Origin of the sequence: Rickettsia endosymbiont of Cantharis rufa (assembly GCF_964026445.1) — a bacterium.
GTDB lineage: Bacteria > Pseudomonadota > Alphaproteobacteria > Rickettsiales > Rickettsiaceae > Rickettsia.
Genome location: NZ_OZ032150.1, coordinates 293,565 through 308,905, shown reverse-complemented (window position 1 = coordinate 308,905; position 15,341 = coordinate 293,565). Strand labels below are relative to the sequence as shown.

The window sequence follows — 15,341 nt, the reverse complement described above, 5'->3', positions numbered from 1 at the left end:
TGACAATAGAGCTATCGCTAATAATATTTAGCAAATAATAAACCTATAATTGAAAATATAAAAATTCATGTGTATAATGCTAATTATTATTAAACTAAAAATTTTATGGATAAAAATATCATTAATTCAGGGTATTTAGAATTTGTAGAGCAATTAAAAATTCGAGTATCTGAAAGTCGTTATCAAGCTACAAGGTCAGTAAATACTGAGTTAATAAAGTATAATGACCTGAAAAATCAAGACAAAATATATGAACAATGTACTTGGTAATTTTGTTCAAAATTAAGCTGCTATTTGTGTATGATGTGGTATACTATCGAGATATACATTCATGGGTTTTTTATACCCAATACTTGAATGAAATCTCTGATAATTATATTTACTGATATAATCATTGATACCCTCTTTAAGTTCTCCTATATTTTGATAATCATTAATAAATATACAATTATATTTCAGTGTCCTAAAGAAACGCTCAATAACAATATTATCAATACTTCTGCCGCTCGCGCCCCCGTATTGCAGCTTAGCATGAATAGTCTATAATCCTCAAACAGTAATAAGAGAGAATTATAGTTAAGGAGTTATGGCAAGAATAGATGTTAAGTGTAGATCAAGAATAGATGTTAAGTGTAGATATTGTAACGACACAGAAAAAGTAGTAAAGGCGGGATATTCAATTTCAAAACAACAGAGATATCAATGCAAGCAGTGTAATCGATATTTTTAACTGTAATATATTAATAATGCCTCTAAGCCTGGAGTCAAGGCTCAGATAGTAGATATGTCAATCAATGGCTCTGGAGTTAGGGATACAGTAAGAGTATTAAAAGTGGGTATCAATACGGTTATCCGTGTTTTAAAAAAATCTAGCGTTAAAAAAGATAAATCATTCTATCAATACGATAGAAGTAATTATTGCTCCTGAAATAGATGAACAATGGCCTTATGTACAGAATAAATCCAAACAAAGATGGCTTTGATATTCTTTGGATAAGATTTTGTTAAAAGTAGTTGCTTATACTTTTGGTACAAGATGTGATAGCACATCAGAATCATTACTGAAAAAAACTGGAGGATTTTAAGGTTACTTTTTACTTTACAGATGGATGGGGAAGTTATGCTAGGTTATTAGATCCCAAAAAACACATTGTTAGTAAAAAATATACTCAACGGATAGAACGGGGTAACTTAAATCTTAGAACAAGATGCAAAAGACTGACACGTAAAACAATTTGTTTTTCCAAGTCATTGGATATTCATGATAAAGTCATCGGAACTCTTATTGAACGTATAGCCTTTTAATATCCACATCTGTAAAATGGAGGTGCGGCCCTTTTGCATATTCCATATGGGATTTATTGCTAGTAGTTCCAATTGTGATACATGATTTATAAAATAGCTAACCGGTACAACTAAATTAGATATTTGACTTTAAGCAAATATACTTCCACTTATTAAAAGCATAATAATCACTAATATATATTTTTTTATAATATTTGATAATTTTAAATTTCTGGCTGTAAAAATTTATAACTTTTCTACTAAAAGTCAATAAAAATTTGAGGTTAGACTGGGCATTACCTAAAAAGAATTGATCTAAAATTTCTATGTCATACCCGCGAAAGCGGGTATCTAGGCTAAAAAAATTTTAATTTTAAAGATTTTTTTTATTATTAATTTTACTTTTTAAATAAAGCTTTTAAAAAGCTTTAAAGTACTGGATTCCCGTTTTCGAGGGAAGGCGTTGTTACGTGGATACAAGTCGTCATTGCGAGCGAGCATTAGTGAGCGTGGCAATCTCAGGAATTTTCCCCAAAATTGCTTCGTCAATTACTTCGTAACTTTCCTCGCGATGACGTAAAGTGCACACAACGGCAACACCTACGAAAATAAACGAAAATTGGAATATAGAATAAAAAAAGCCCTCTTTTTTTCAAAGAGGGCTTTTTTCTTGAGAAATTTATAAACTTGCTAATCGGGGGCGATTAGAAGTTTACACGGACTTTTAGAATACCTTGATGTGCAGTATATTTACTTGCAATCTGAGCATCGTAACCTATTCCGTATTCCATCTTAGCATCAGGTCTTATGCTTGCACTTAAACCTAAATTATAAGATGTTTTAGAAGTTCTATCAGGTTGGCTGATGAACGGAGTAACTTGTCCGTCTAACTGAGATTGAGTTTTAGATAATCTACCATTTACTTTGTGAACCACAAAAGCATGAGCTTCCGGATATACCGCAAGATCACTAAAGTTCATAGTACCACCCATTACTCTAGCACCGACTATTAAATCGGTTCTATTGCTAAACTTGCTGTTAACTTGCCTGTTTGCAACTGTTGAACCGGTTTCTTTGTAGTTTTCGTCAGATGACTTTAAGTAACTAAGCCCTGCCATTGGAGTTACTAATAAACCTTCCATTGCATTGTAATCATAACCAACTGTTAAGTTACCGCCGAATGTCATGTTATCGTAATTACCAGCAGCGATTTGCTTGATCATATTTCCGTTAGCATCGAAGAAATAATGCTGACTTTTGTTCTTCACTTGGTTTAAGCTAAATATTGCACTACCTTGAGCAAAGAAATTCTCAACAAACTGCTGTGCACCATATAGAGAGAATGAGAAACCGTTGACGTCGGTTTTATCACCTTTCTTATGATCTTGGTGTTTAATATCAGTTTTAGTGATACCAATAGCAGCACCGATCATTAAGTTATCGTTAGCTAGCGTATCTAGACCGATTACGACACCGGTGGTTTTAGCTTTATAACCAGCTACACCGCCTTTTTTACTTTGATGTGCATCAGTGTAGAAAGTTTTTGCCCATATACCGTAAGCTACATTGTCAACAGCTTCATCACCGGCAGCAACCGATGCAACTGCTCCAGCTTCAGGCCCAGCCATTTCAACAGTTTCAGGAGTACCTAGATATCTAACAGCATTTACTCTGTTACCAAGGTGAGCTTGGATATCTTTAGCTACATCTAATTGCGCATTAGTTACAGCTGCACTTGTATCGGTAGTAATAGCTCCAACAAAGTTAGCTGCATCAGCAGTGTTTTTAGCTAAAAGCATATTGTTATATGCTGCAGTGTTAGTTGCACTTAAGAATGTCGCAACGTTCTGACCTATACCAGCCGCACCTGCAAATTGGCAACTTCCGATAGCTGTTGTAACTACGTTTGTCGCATCGTTAGTACGTGTCAACACGTAATCTTGATTAGCGTCACGTATTAATCCGTATTTTACAAAAATATTACTTCCAGTTACGTTAAACTTAGGATCACCTAAAGTACCGTTAAATCTAGCACCACCTTGGATTAAAGTATAAGTTTGTGTACCACTGAAATTTGCATTGGCACTATCTTGTACGTTAATGGTTGTTGCTCCTATAGTTGTTGCATTAACTTGAGCACTTTCCGCAATAACGATATGACCTATATTACCGTTTGATACTGTTAAGTCAGTAGTAAGAGAAGCATTGCCTCCCCATGTTGAAGTATCGCTTTCAAATGCTAAGGTATTTGTTACAAGGTTAATATTACCGTTAATAGCAGTTGTGCCTCCACCTAAAATTACCTTCGATCCTGTAACATTTAAGTCAACATTACCAAAATTGGTTGTTGTAGAATATATATTTCCTAGTAATTTTTCTAATGAACTGGCAGGACCCGTAAACTGCACGGAAGCTACAAGAGTATTAGCAGCCCCTATATTACCGACAGATGCGCTACCTAAGTAAGTTACAGTACTGTTATTAGCTTTAACAGTAGCGACTGTACTTGTAGAAGTAGAATTTGTACCGTCAACAAACCTTACGTTAGAGTTACCGTTAGCACTTCCAAGAGTGATCGTACCGTCAAAATCTTTTCCGGCTATACCACCTGTAGTAACAGTTAAACCGTCCTTAATTATTGCGTTAGTTGCAATAATATTACCTAAGTTGTTATAGTCTGTAGTAAACGTTACTTGCTTTAACTTTGGTGTACCGTTACCAATACCTAAACCGTAAATTGTACCAGGGGTATTAGGAACACCATCGCTAAGAGTCACAGTACCTTGATTATTGTTTACACTAGCGATACCTGCGTATAATGTAGTAGCATTAGCGATTATGCCATTATCGCTTTCAAGACCTAGGCCTACGATATTATCCTCATCACTGATGACTTGACCGTTAGCGATTGTACTATCAACCCCTGATACTACTACAGCAGGAGCAACAAATCTACCATTCACCGGACCATTACCAACTTTACTTGTAATTGTTAAAGGAATTGTGTTGCCTGCATCGTTGATTGGAATACCACTAGGTAAAAATATAGCCGAATCTAAACTTGCCTCTGTAAAAACAATTGTATCAATTTCAACACCATGATCATTACCTGCATTACCGGTTTCATTAAATGTTACGTTACCAGAACCGGAAACTGTTATTTGCGCTAAAGCATTCACAGGTGCAGCTTGTTTGTTTAATGTTACGGTAATATCATCAGCGTTAACGAATTGTACTATACCGGTATTATCGACAGATGCGATATTATCTGTAGTATAGTTACCGCCGATTTGTAAGGTTGAAGTAGCTTCAATTGTAGTTTCACCGTTAAATATTGCGTTACCTGAGAACTTAGCCGTAGTACCGTTATTTAATGCTACAGTATTAAACTTATTACCTTGCTGACCGCCGACTGTACCGCTTACTATATTTGTTCCACCGACATCAAAGACAACAGAACCTGTGTTAGGATTGGTAGTAGTGATGTTATTGGCATGTAAATTAACATTTTTACTGAAAATTAATTGAATATCCGCATTAACTACAGGTGCAGCAAAGTTCACTTCAGAAAGTGGAGCTGCAACACTACCTAAATTTGTATCTGCTATAAGAGTGGTATCGCCCGCACCAGTATTAGCAGCAACTATTATTTTACCTTGGCCGGCGGCATTAGTAGTTTTAGCTATTAAATAATGATCGTGACCAAGTTGTACTGAACCGTTATTTCCAATAACTAACTCAGCAATAGCAGCATCACCACTATTTAAAATTGTTTTACTTGAACCGACATTTAATTGTCCAAAAGATTTATTATTTGTAGATGGGTTATTTACAATATCAACAATACCAATTTTACCTGCAATTGCTAAAGTTTGGTTATTTGTTACGGCACTTGCATCTATTATACCTTGTTTATCGGCACCTGCTAATATATCAGAAGTAATTGTTATAGCACCCGTAGTGTTAGTTAAAGATAATATCTCATTAGCTTTAAAATTAATGCCGTTATTAAGAGCACTCTCAACATTAATAGCATTTCCCACCGTAAGCTAAGTTGTTACCGCCTAAAGTAATATTTTTGATAGCTTTACCGACATTACCGCCAGCAGCAATATCAACACCTATACCACCGTTAATAGTTGCATTACCGGTTAAAGCGATTGTACCGTTACCTACTCCCTTTGTATTTACGATATCACCGGTTACGGTTGTACCCTCTTCTAAGGCGAGAGTGTTATCTTGTGCTTTAGCTAAAGATATATTTTGAGCCTTAATTGAGTCACCTTGCTTTAAGGTAAAGTTTGTAGCAGCACCATTATCATCATCTGCTAAAATAACTAATTTTAAAGCGTTATTTCCGCCGATATTACCGTTAATAGCGTAAGTTTTACCATGTAATTCTAATGTACCTTTATTAGCTGTATCTGTATTTACATTTTGAACAAAAAGAGCATTCGTGGCATTTGCAGCTGCTTTATGTATTGTTAAACCATTATCTGTTTCAAAATTAATTGTAGCTAAACTATTGCCGTCAGCACCGATATTACCGGTAACTTCTACATCACCACCGTTAACACTGAAACCGCCTTGGTTATTAGTCCCGCTAGTATTAAGTATGTCACCTGTTACAACATGATTTTGTGTAGTAAATTTGATTAAAGAATCAGCGCTAGTTAAATTAATAGCTTTAGCAGCAAATGTACTATCATTACCATCGTTCCCACCTTGGAATGTTAACTCACCGTTAACATTAACTGCAGCTACAGACTTGTTAGCACCTATGTCTGTACTAACGGTAGAATCACCTCAGAAATTTACCGTACCGTTATTAACTGTTGCACCATCAATAGAGATATTAGCGTTAGCAGTAATACCGGTTATATTAACTCCATCAGCAACATTTAATATCGTAGCATTACCTAAAGCAATACCATCCGCTCCAACAGCACCATCTAACTTAGTATTTGCATTTAGAGTAGCCTGAGCATTTGCAGCTAATACGATTCCTTGTATACCGTTAGTATTACCGATTGTACCATTAAATATAGCTATATTGTTAGCACCAATGTTAATTACACCTTGACCTGGAGCAGCGCCGTTGAAAGCAGCAGTATTACCGAAAATAGCTGTTTTAGTACCGTCTGCACCGTTAGCGGCAAGGCTAACTTTGAATACAGCAGCATCATCTGCAAAATTAACAGGTCCGACGTTAGTGTAAGTATTTACAGGGAAAGCGGCAACTCCGGGAACGCCGTTTAAAGTTAAGGTGTTTCCTGAAGCAAGATTGATTGTTAATAATTGACCTGCTGCACCAGAAACAGATCCGATAGTTATATCTGCACCGTTAACTGCAAAAACACCGTTTTGTAGCACGCTAATCGCACCGAAAGGCACAGTAGGGTTAGCAGCGTTATCATTTCCTCCAGTAGCAGTGAAAGGACCACCTGTTTGCACAACGTAAGTTAAGGAATCACCTGTTACTATTCCAGGAACACCGGCTTGCTCTAAATCAACGTTTGCACCAATATTTTGGTTAGCACCCATAGTTGAGCCTGCAAAACCAGCTACTATGGTAGCTGTAGAAGCAGTCACCAATTCTGCAGAAATTAATTTTTTTAGAAAATTTGGTTTTTGAGCTATATTTTTTTCCTATATTGAAGTTAAAATATTTAGTACTTAGCATCAAAACAATCACAATCGAATATAGGTAGGATATCCTATATTCGATAAGGGAATTAACCTAAAATTTGTTTTAATAGTTTCTAAACTACGGGCTGAGCGTACTATAATATAGTATATAATTACAAGCTTCGCCGTAGTTTTTTTATAAAGTTTTAATAAATGTTATATTTTTTGCCATAATAGCGTTATGTCGTGACATACAGATCGTCATTACGAGGAAAATTACGAAGTAATTGACGAAGCAATCTCAGGATGTTTGACAAGATTGCCACGTCGCTTCGTTCCTCGCAGTGACGGAAGAAAACCGATCCACACTGACAATGCCTGCTCGCAATGACGAGACTTGCACCCCCCTACTTTTCATTAAATATTAGCATTTCAGCTGCATTTTCCCATTTTAGCATTTCATCATATTTGGTATGCCAAATACGTATAATTTCTTTTTCGTATTCTACAATTTGCTCTTCTAATCCTTCAAATTGTTTCACCATTTGACGCGCTTTAGAAAGTACCGTGTCGTTAGTAACGTCAAAAACTTTTTTCAAGTGACGATCTTGTTCTTCTTTGTAATTTAAATGAGCCGCTCTACCAAGCTCGGCATCTTTGTGCATATCCTCACTTCTTATTTGTATTTCAAAATTACGTTTAGAGTGTAAAAGCTGCATTATATTATGGAGAGACTGATAGCCGTTGCTTTTTGGTCTATTGATATAATCCTTGGTGTATAGCAAAGCTAAATGCGGAGAATTCTTAACCACGTCCAAAGCATTGTAGCATAGGCCTTTAGATTTTACTATAACCCTACATGCAATTAAGTCTTTCAGCGCATCAATCGGCACTTCTTTCCTTTTCATCTTTTTTAAAACAGAGTATGGTTCTTTAAGACGCATATATATCTCATTTTCTATCTCTGCTTTATTTAAATCTTCTTTAAGCAGATTAATAATATCACAAATCAAACCCCCTCCTGCTACCTAAAATTCTACATATCTCTATTTTTAGTAAATATTACCTATAGCTTTTAGAACTTGAATCTACAAGACTGTTCATAATACTATTCAAGTAATTTATAAAATTAATTCTTTAACTAAAAATTAAAAAACAGATTAATAGTAAAAATAAATTTTTTCAATGTAATTGTTTAATTAATTTTAACTTAGATTAATGTAGTTCTGTTGTCATCCCGTGACTTGATCACGGGATCTTGCATCATAGACTGCGCCTTAGGATACCGCGGTCAAGCCGCGGTATGACATTAAATGAACACAGCATTACGCAAACAGGTCAGAAAATTTATCTATAGAACCTTCTGAAACACTATCTAAAACTTCAGACATTTTGTCAAATTCTCCGGTACATTCAAGCACTATATCTACTCCTGCATCTAAAACTCGTTTGGTAATATCTACCATACTACCGCTTAAAGCTTTCATATCTATTGCATCGGAAATAATAAGCCCTTTAAAACCAATATTATTTTTAATATAATCGATAACTATTTTGGATAGAGTCGCAGGGTTATGAGGGTCAAGAGCTTTGTAAATTATATGCGCCGTCATAGCAAGCTTAATATTATCATGTTTCGCCAGCTCCTTAAATACTTTAAAGTCTGTATCCTCTAGTTCTTTTAAGCTAGTATCAACAATGGGTAACTCTATATGGCTATCTACTTTAGCTCTACCATGACCCGGAATATGTTTGATACAAGCCCCGACTTTCTCTTCTTGCAAGCCGTTTATAGCAGCTAAACATAGAGGCACGACTACTTCAGGCTCTGAACCGAAACTTCTATCTCCAGCTATATTGTCTGCTCCTTCGTGAATCAAATCCGCTACTGGAGCAAAATCTAGATTAATACCTACTTCTCTTAACTCTTTCGCTATCTTGCTATAATTTTGCTTACATTCTTGGGGATTAGTAAAAGTTTGGGCAGCCGGAGCTTTATAAAAAGTCGGTTCAATAAGTCTTCTTACCCTCCCCCCTTCTTGATCTATAGAGATGATAGTATTTTCACCTGATACTTCTTTTATATCAGCAATAAGGGTTTTAAGCGCTTCTTTATCCTGCTCACCGTTAGCATGTTTTTTAATATTACGACGGAACAAAATTACACCTAAAGGATTATGCTCTTTAAATAATTCTCTTTCAGCATCAGTTAATGCAGAACCGTATATACCTACGATTACAGGCTTTGCCGTTTGTCTTATTGTCATAATATACTCCTTTTAATACGATATATAGTGAATTCATTTGAATTTGGGGACAGTCGTGAAGGTAGAGCCTATAATAATAAGCGAAAGGGTGAATAACGTGCTACTTCGTTCAAATCAATTTACTATAGCGAATACTATACGCAAGTCATTGAGGAAACGGCAAGAATTTTTTTTATTTGAAGAGATAAATTATGGAAGTTGGTAAGTAATATATCGATTCTACTCGATGAACCCTCAAAATTGGCTGCAATGTCTTTGTAAGTCGTCGTATGCTCACGTGCTTCTATACGCTTCGCTCCTTGGCTTATAGACAAAGATTTTTGAAGTAGCTCAATATCATTAGCAGTATAATATTTCCTATTATTTATTTTATAGTTAGATAAACCAGGGATTTTTGTTTCGAGATATCTTAATTGATGTGAAGCAATATTTAAACGTTCAATTACTTCACTAGCAAAATAATATTTTTTTGTTAGGCCTATTGATTTATTGTTTGTCATATTCATTGACTAGGGCCTTTAATTTGGAAGAAGGAGCAAAACGTAAATTCTTTTTTGATTCTATAATTACCGGAGATTTAGTATGAAAATTTATTCCAAGACGTGGATTTTTTTGTTTAACCTCAAAACTACCGAAATTTCTTAAAGTTAATTTTTGCTCTTTTGCTGTTTCTAAAATGTTAGAAAAAACCGTATTAACTATTTCCTCACATAAATTATTTGAAAAACCCAATTTGGAGCTTAACATAGATGCAATTTTTTCTTTGGTAATAGTCATAAATAATACCGATTTTTTAATGATGTGATACCGTGGCTTGACCACGGTATCCAGAAAAAATTAAAAAAAGTTGGACCTCGTGGTCAAGCCGCGGGGTGACAATGGAAGAACCAAAACCCACTAAATAAAATCATGGATTTGCTTTTTCTTTATTATATTCATTAATATTTTTATTTAGATCTTCTAATTTATCAACAAGCTGCTGACGTATTTTTTCTTGCTTTTCACTTCCAGCTTTCTTATAATCTTCTATTTTCGCTTTTATATCATCTGTAGATTTTTGTAGTGCTTTACCTTTTTTATCTTTTTGATCTTTCATATTTTCTTTTATTTCTGCAACGCTTTGTGCTATCTGATCATATGTATTGCTTAAGGTCTGATTAAATTTACCAGCTCCAGTTTGTGCTAGGTTTGTTAAATTGTCTTTTAATTCCTGTAAATTCTCTGTAATTGTTTTTGTACTGCTTGTAGCTACTTCTTCAGTTTGCACTTTATTTGCTTGTGTTTCGTCCTTGGTAGGCGAATCTGCAAAAATGCTAAGTGTTAATAATAAAGTAGCGGTAGCCCCTAATGTTACTAAGATTTTTTTCATTATATTCTCCAATTAATGTTTGTGTTTATTGTTATACTATTCAATTTTTTTACTTAAATTATCAAGTTTTTTACAATAGTTTGTCTATATTCTTCTACTTTATCATCCTTGATTTTTTGATAATCCTGCAAGTCTTCCGTTAAATTTTTGTATTGCTCCTTTATAGTTTCTAAAGAATGGTCTTTACTATCCTTAGCATATTTCTCTAAATCATTAATTTTGATAGATAATTTATCCGCTACTTCATGACATTTTTTACTAAAGTCGACAGTAATAATTTCAGCAGAATTCTTAAGGTTTTTATGTAATTCTTCAAGTGCTTCAGTTATAGTTCTCATAAAACTTCTTTATTGAAATAGTTAATAAAAATTAAACTTAAGTATTATATACCGCTATCATAAATAATATAATTATAAAAAGCAATTTTAAAAAGTACATATTTAATATATAGTTATTGTATAAAATAAATTTGAGGATATCATGACATTAGAAATAGGGAAAAAAGCCCCTGATTTTTCGCTGCATATAGGTAAAGACAAAATTATTAAACTATCGGACTTAAAGGGGCGATTCGCAGTATTATATTTTTATCCGAAAGACGATACGCCCGGATGTACTCTTGAAGCACAAGATTTTAACAGGCTAAAACCGGAATTCGATAAACTTAATACGGTAATTATCGGGGTATCCAAAGATAAACTTGATTCTCATGATAAATTTAAAGAAAGATACGGCTTGGGATTTGATTTAGCGTCTGATGAAAATTCAAATTTATGCGAACAATTAGGGGTATGGATAGAAAAATCAATGTTCGGTAAAAAATATATGGGCATTGACAGAGCTACGTTCTTACTTGATAAAGACGGCATCGTTAAACATATTTGGCGTTCGGTAAATGCTAAAAACCACGCTCAAGGGGTACTTGAAAAATTACGTACTATGACAAACTAATACTCCGAAGTGAAATTAAAGAGTGATAATACGAGGATCAACTGCAAAAAGAGCAAGGGGTTCACAAGACGAGGAGCGGAGCGTATACTTAATACGTGAGCACCGCATAACTTGTAGAATGACGTAGCCAATTTTTGAAGTTCATCGAGTATTACTTCTTCCATCTATTGTGAAACCATAGCCATTGAGAAGGGTTTTGCTTAACCCATTCTCCTAGCATTTGGTTAATATTAAGCATTATATTGTAGCAATCGATTTTATTATCACCGCTTTGCTCAAACTTTAATTGTGGGTGAACTATTACTTTAAAATAGCTACCTTTGGTTCTGATAATTTGACAAGGCATAATCGGATATTTATACTGTAAAGCAAGTTTAGCGATGGCATTTGCAGTCATAGCAGGGCGCCCTAAAAATGGCACTTCAATTCCATCATTCATTTTTTGATCAACAAGCATCGCAATAGCCTCACGTTCCTTGATAGCCCTAACTAAAGCTCTGCTACCGTCAGGACCTTTCGGTATAAGCCTTAATTTATCACTAGCACGGCTTTCATTAATTAACTTATTAACATATGGGTTATTTGCTTTACGATAAATCACGGCGAATTTTGGATAAGATTTATGTAGAAGGTTAAGACCAATATCCCAATTAGCAAAATGACCGCTAAATAATAAAAAAGGTTGCCCTTCAAGCTTTTTTATATTTTCAAACCCAATTATTTCGACTCTATGTTCTAACTCTGTTTCGCTCATTTTGTTAACATACGCACATTCGCCGATAAATCTGCCAAAATTATCCCAAGTTTGATCTATGGTTTTTTGGGTATCAAACATATCGCCGAATACTGCTTTAATATTTCTTCTAGCAATTTTATTAGCAGCAAATAATATGCCGATTTTTCTAGCTATAAAACTACAAATATCTGCTGCTCTATCTATACTGAACATCCCCATTACTTTCAGGAATATAACAACGATAAAATACTCAATTAAATATCTGGGCTTTTTTAAAAATTTTTTCATTCAATAAATCAAGGTTGTTGATAGATAATTCTACATCCAAGCATATGATTACATCATTTAAATCATTAAATTTAACATAATCTTTTCTTGTAGTAATTAAGATAGCATCATGATCTTTAGCTAATGAATATAAATTTTCTAAATCTGCTTGTAAATAATTATAATGGTCAGGAAAGATTTTGTAACCGGTTATATTAAGTCCATAATTTTTTAAAGTCAAAAAGAAGCGCTCAGGATTACCGATGCCGCTAAAAGCAAAGTAATTTTTATTTTTGTCTATATTACTTGAGGGAACTATTTGAGCATTTATTAATTTATCAATATAAAGAGTTAAAATATTCGGTATTTTATCATTGGTACTACTGACTAAAAAAATTAAATCAGCTGCATCAAGGGTCTTATTTGGATATTGTCTTAAAGGACCGGCTGGAATCAAAAAGCCGTTACCGAAAAGCCTTTGGCCATCTATTGAAACTATAGTAGCATCTTTATAAAAATGAGGATTTTGTAGAAAATCATCAACTACTATTACATCAGGTTTAAGCTCGTTAATTAATGGCTGGATTTGTTTAATATTTTTAGTAGTAATAACTGTTCCGTGCTTTGCAAGTATTACCCCTTCATCTCCTACCTCTAATGCTGTATGTCCTTGATGTATGGTAGTTGCATTTTTAAGGTTACTACCGTAAGCCTTAGTGACTATTACAAAACTTACATTTCTAGCTCTTAGTAATTTGGCTAGATATATTACTATTTGCGTCTTGCCCGTACCTCCTACACTACAGTTGCCGACGCAAATAACTCTAGCAGGCAACATAATAGGACGCGCTAAACTGGCTCGCAAATAGCCTAAAAATTGATATATCAAGCTTATCGGCAAAAGCGAGTAAGCTATAATATTTCGCCTCTGCCAAAATTTAGGATACAAAAGTTTAATCATAATTTAACATTTACTGCAGTTAAAAATAAAGTCAAACGGATTGATTGCTTTATTGTCTAGTAGAATTTCAAAATGCAAGTGCTCACCTGTTGCATTACCGGTTCTTCCTTGTATACCGATAAATTGACCTCTCTTAATTTTACTCCCTTCTTTAACGGACATTTCCTTTAAATGAGCATATTTCGTAACAAATTTGCGCGAATGCTTAATTTCGATAAAGTTTCCGTAATCAGAAGCTCTTGCTGCTTTTATAACGATTCCGCTTGCTGCCGCATATATCGGCGCTACTTTTTTAGCTTGCAGGTCAATACCGCTATGGAAACATTTCTTTTTTCTTTTCTTTTTATGAGGGCTTTTTCTAGTACCGTAATGGCTAGTAATTTTCGACTCATATTCCGGCAACATCAGCGGGATCGTGCTAATTATTTTATCAAGCTTAATTAATTCCAGTATATTATTTCTATGAATTTGTTTTTTTGCAAAATAATTAGCTTCCGGTTTAGAGAGAAACTTATATTTTGAATTTAGTCTTGTTACAACTTCCTTTATATCAGCTATTTTTATTTCAGCTGCTTTATTAAATTCTGCCGGGTTTTTATTATGAAATTTTTGTAAAAAAATCTTGTTTTGTTTAGGATTATTAATTATCAGACCTAGGTTTTTTGCGTATATACATTTGCTATTTTTGTTTGCTAGATCATACTGTATTACTAAATCTGCATGGCTGATTTTGTATTTTTGCTTTAATTGAGATGACGTGGTAGAAAGTAGAGTAGCGTCGCTAGATTCTTTAATACTGCTACAACCTTGGATTAGTAAAGTGGCAAACAATAAAAAAATATATTTTTTAAAAGGCATTAAAAGTAAATATACTCCTGTGAAATGAAGAGTTGATATACGGAGCTCAATTTGGAAAAGAGCAAGGCGTTTTGAAGCTTTTAACCGCAGCGTACATACTAGTACGTGAGGATTAAAAGCAAAAAATAACGAAGCCAATTTTTCAAATTCAGCGAGTATACATAAATTTTAAGTTTAAAATATTGCTTAAATAATCAGTTAATTTTTCTAATTCTCCTCTAATGTTTGAAGGATTAATTAACATTAACCTACACTTTACCATATTTTTATCACTATATAAAAGCTCATATTCAATAATCATAGTTTCTTTAAATCCGATATTCTTATAATTGTGATAAAAATCACGGACTAAAGATAAATCTTTTATAGGATATCAAATTAAGACAGTATTATTAAGAATTCGTAACTTAGTTTTTTTTTGAGTGTTTCAAGCAATTTTTGAAACTCGTTTTTGACTTCAAAAGGCGGATCAAGAAAAATTAATCTTCTATTCTCTTTAAACGGTAGAAAAGCTTTGATAGCATTATAAGCATCTATATTATGCGTATTATTCGGTAATAGTTTTTTTAAACTCAGGTAATCGCTGGATGAAGCTCGCAAGCAATTAAGCGATCATTTGGTCTTAATAATTGTTTAATTATAAAAGATGAGCCTAGATAATGATTAATACCTGCTAGGTTTACTATATTTAAGAAAGTTTGTAAGAACTGAGGAATAGGATCGGTAGCTTGCAGTAGTTTATTAATGCCCGTATCACTTTCTAGAGTTTTAGAAGCCGCCTCCGAGTTTAAATCGTAAAGACCTAGACCTGCGGAAGCATCTAAAACCGTAAAAGGTTTATCTTTTTTCTTAAAAACCGCAATAAGCACTAAATGTTTGACTATATCGGCAAAATTGCCTGCATGATAAATATGACGATAGTTCATTTTAAATTAATCATAAATTTCACTTCTATGACCGACTCGCTCGCATAACTCTATGTCATTCCCGCGAAAGCGGAAATCCAGAAAAAAATTAAAT

The 15,341-nt window shown here is 34.0% G+C and carries 14 protein-coding genes and 4 pseudogenes; 4 read left to right on the top strand and 14 right to left on the bottom strand.

Annotated features, from left to right (window positions below):
* Positions 1-105: 105 nt before the first annotated feature.
* Positions 106-270 (top strand): hypothetical protein, encoded by a 165-nt coding sequence (locus AAGD46_RS01645; RefSeq protein ID WP_341787514.1) that lies wholly within the window; start codon positions 106-108, stop codon positions 268-270.
* 12 nt (positions 271-282) lie between these two features.
* Here the strand turns inward: AAGD46_RS01645 and AAGD46_RS08595 are convergent.
* Positions 283-504 (bottom strand): annotated as a pseudogene (locus tag AAGD46_RS08595) (integrase core domain-containing protein); the annotation flags it as partial.
* 82 nt (positions 505-586) lie between these two features.
* On the opposite strand from AAGD46_RS08595, the pseudogene AAGD46_RS01640 reads away from it, so the two are divergent.
* Positions 587-1,305 (top strand): annotated as a pseudogene (locus AAGD46_RS01640) (IS1 family transposase).
* Here the strand turns inward: AAGD46_RS01640 and AAGD46_RS01635 are convergent.
* Together AAGD46_RS01635 and AAGD46_RS01630 are read right to left on the bottom strand one after the other, a co-directional pair.
* The gene (locus AAGD46_RS01635) at positions 1,249-1,377 is read right to left on the bottom strand and encodes a hypothetical protein (protein ID WP_341787513.1); all 129 of its coding nucleotides are present in this window, start codon (positions 1,375-1,377) and stop codon (positions 1,249-1,251) included. The pseudogene AAGD46_RS01640 and the gene AAGD46_RS01635 overlap by 57 nt on opposite strands.
* A 611-nt stretch (positions 1,378-1,988) precedes the next feature.
* Positions 1,989-5,508 (bottom strand): annotated as a pseudogene (locus tag AAGD46_RS01630) (autotransporter outer membrane beta-barrel domain-containing protein); the annotation flags it as partial.
* A 232-nt stretch (positions 5,509-5,740) separates the two neighbouring features.
* Between AAGD46_RS01630 and AAGD46_RS08590 the strand changes: the two are divergent.
* Positions 5,741-5,920, top strand: coding sequence for a hypothetical protein (locus tag AAGD46_RS08590; RefSeq protein WP_410525943.1), 180 nt, complete (start codon positions 5,741-5,743; stop codon positions 5,918-5,920).
* 170 nt (positions 5,921-6,090) lie between these two features.
* Here the strand turns inward: AAGD46_RS08590 and AAGD46_RS08585 are convergent, their stop codons facing one another.
* The 7 genes from AAGD46_RS08585 to AAGD46_RS01600 all read right to left on the bottom strand — a co-directional run bounded on the left by AAGD46_RS08585 (position 6,091) and on the right by AAGD46_RS01600 (position 10,886).
* Positions 6,091-6,876 carry a hypothetical protein gene (locus tag AAGD46_RS08585; RefSeq protein ID WP_410525942.1) on the bottom strand — a complete coding sequence of 262 codons (786 nt, stop codon included), beginning with the start codon at positions 6,874-6,876 and terminating at the stop codon, positions 6,091-6,093.
* 443 nt (positions 6,877-7,319) lie between these two features.
* Entirely contained in the window at positions 7,320-7,925 is a 606-nt protein-coding gene (locus AAGD46_RS01625; RefSeq protein ID WP_341787512.1) for a bifunctional (p)ppGpp synthetase/guanosine-3',5'-bis(diphosphate) 3'-pyrophosphohydrolase, read from the bottom strand.
* Positions 7,926-8,237: 312 nt separating this feature from the next.
* Positions 8,238-9,179, bottom strand: coding sequence for a beta-N-acetylhexosaminidase (gene nagZ / locus AAGD46_RS01620; RefSeq protein WP_341787511.1), 942 nt, complete (start codon positions 9,177-9,179; stop codon positions 8,238-8,240).
* A 134-nt stretch (positions 9,180-9,313) separates the two neighbouring features.
* Positions 9,314-9,679, bottom strand: a complete 366-nt coding sequence (locus AAGD46_RS01615; RefSeq protein WP_341787510.1) for a palindromic element RPE5 domain-containing protein — start codon at positions 9,677-9,679, stop codon at positions 9,314-9,316.
* Entirely contained in the window at positions 9,666-9,956 is a 291-nt protein-coding gene (locus AAGD46_RS01610; RefSeq protein WP_341787509.1) for an HU family DNA-binding protein, read from the bottom strand. Before AAGD46_RS01610 ends, AAGD46_RS01615 begins: the two co-directional genes overlap by 14 nt.
* Before the next feature lie 130 nt (positions 9,957-10,086).
* Positions 10,087-10,548, bottom strand: a complete 462-nt coding sequence (locus tag AAGD46_RS01605) for a hypothetical protein (protein WP_341787508.1) — start codon at positions 10,546-10,548, stop codon at positions 10,087-10,089.
* Between the two features lie 53 nt (positions 10,549-10,601).
* Positions 10,602-10,886 (bottom strand): hypothetical protein, encoded by a 285-nt coding sequence (locus tag AAGD46_RS01600; protein ID WP_341787507.1) that lies wholly within the window; start codon positions 10,884-10,886, stop codon positions 10,602-10,604.
* A gap of 142 nt (positions 10,887-11,028) precedes the next feature.
* On the opposite strand from AAGD46_RS01600, the gene bcp reads away from it, so the two are divergent.
* Positions 11,029-11,499, top strand: a complete 471-nt coding sequence (gene bcp / locus AAGD46_RS01595; RefSeq protein WP_341787506.1) for a thioredoxin-dependent thiol peroxidase — start codon at positions 11,029-11,031, stop codon at positions 11,497-11,499.
* Between the two features lie 151 nt (positions 11,500-11,650).
* On the opposite strand, the gene AAGD46_RS01590 is transcribed toward bcp, so the two are convergent.
* The 4 genes and pseudogenes from AAGD46_RS01590 to rlmJ all read right to left on the bottom strand — a co-directional run bounded on the left by AAGD46_RS01590 (position 11,651) and on the right by rlmJ (position 15,247).
* Positions 11,651-12,523: a lipid A biosynthesis lauroyl acyltransferase gene (locus tag AAGD46_RS01590; RefSeq protein ID WP_341787505.1), complete on the bottom strand. Its 873-nt coding sequence runs from the start codon at positions 12,521-12,523 to the stop codon at positions 11,651-11,653.
* Positions 12,486-13,463 (bottom strand): tetraacyldisaccharide 4'-kinase, encoded by a 978-nt coding sequence (gene lpxK, locus AAGD46_RS01585; RefSeq protein WP_341787504.1) that lies wholly within the window; start codon positions 13,461-13,463, stop codon positions 12,486-12,488. The genes AAGD46_RS01590 and lpxK overlap by 38 nt, the downstream gene beginning before the upstream one ends.
* Positions 13,464-13,466: 3 nt before the next feature.
* Complete coding sequence (locus AAGD46_RS01580) at positions 13,467-14,321, bottom strand: M23 family metallopeptidase (RefSeq protein ID WP_341787869.1); 855 nt, start codon at positions 14,319-14,321, stop codon at positions 13,467-13,469.
* Between the two features lie 148 nt (positions 14,322-14,469).
* Positions 14,470-15,247: pseudogene (rlmJ, locus tag AAGD46_RS01575) on the bottom strand (23S rRNA (adenine(2030)-N(6))-methyltransferase RlmJ).
* Positions 15,248-15,341: the final 94 nt, after the last annotated feature.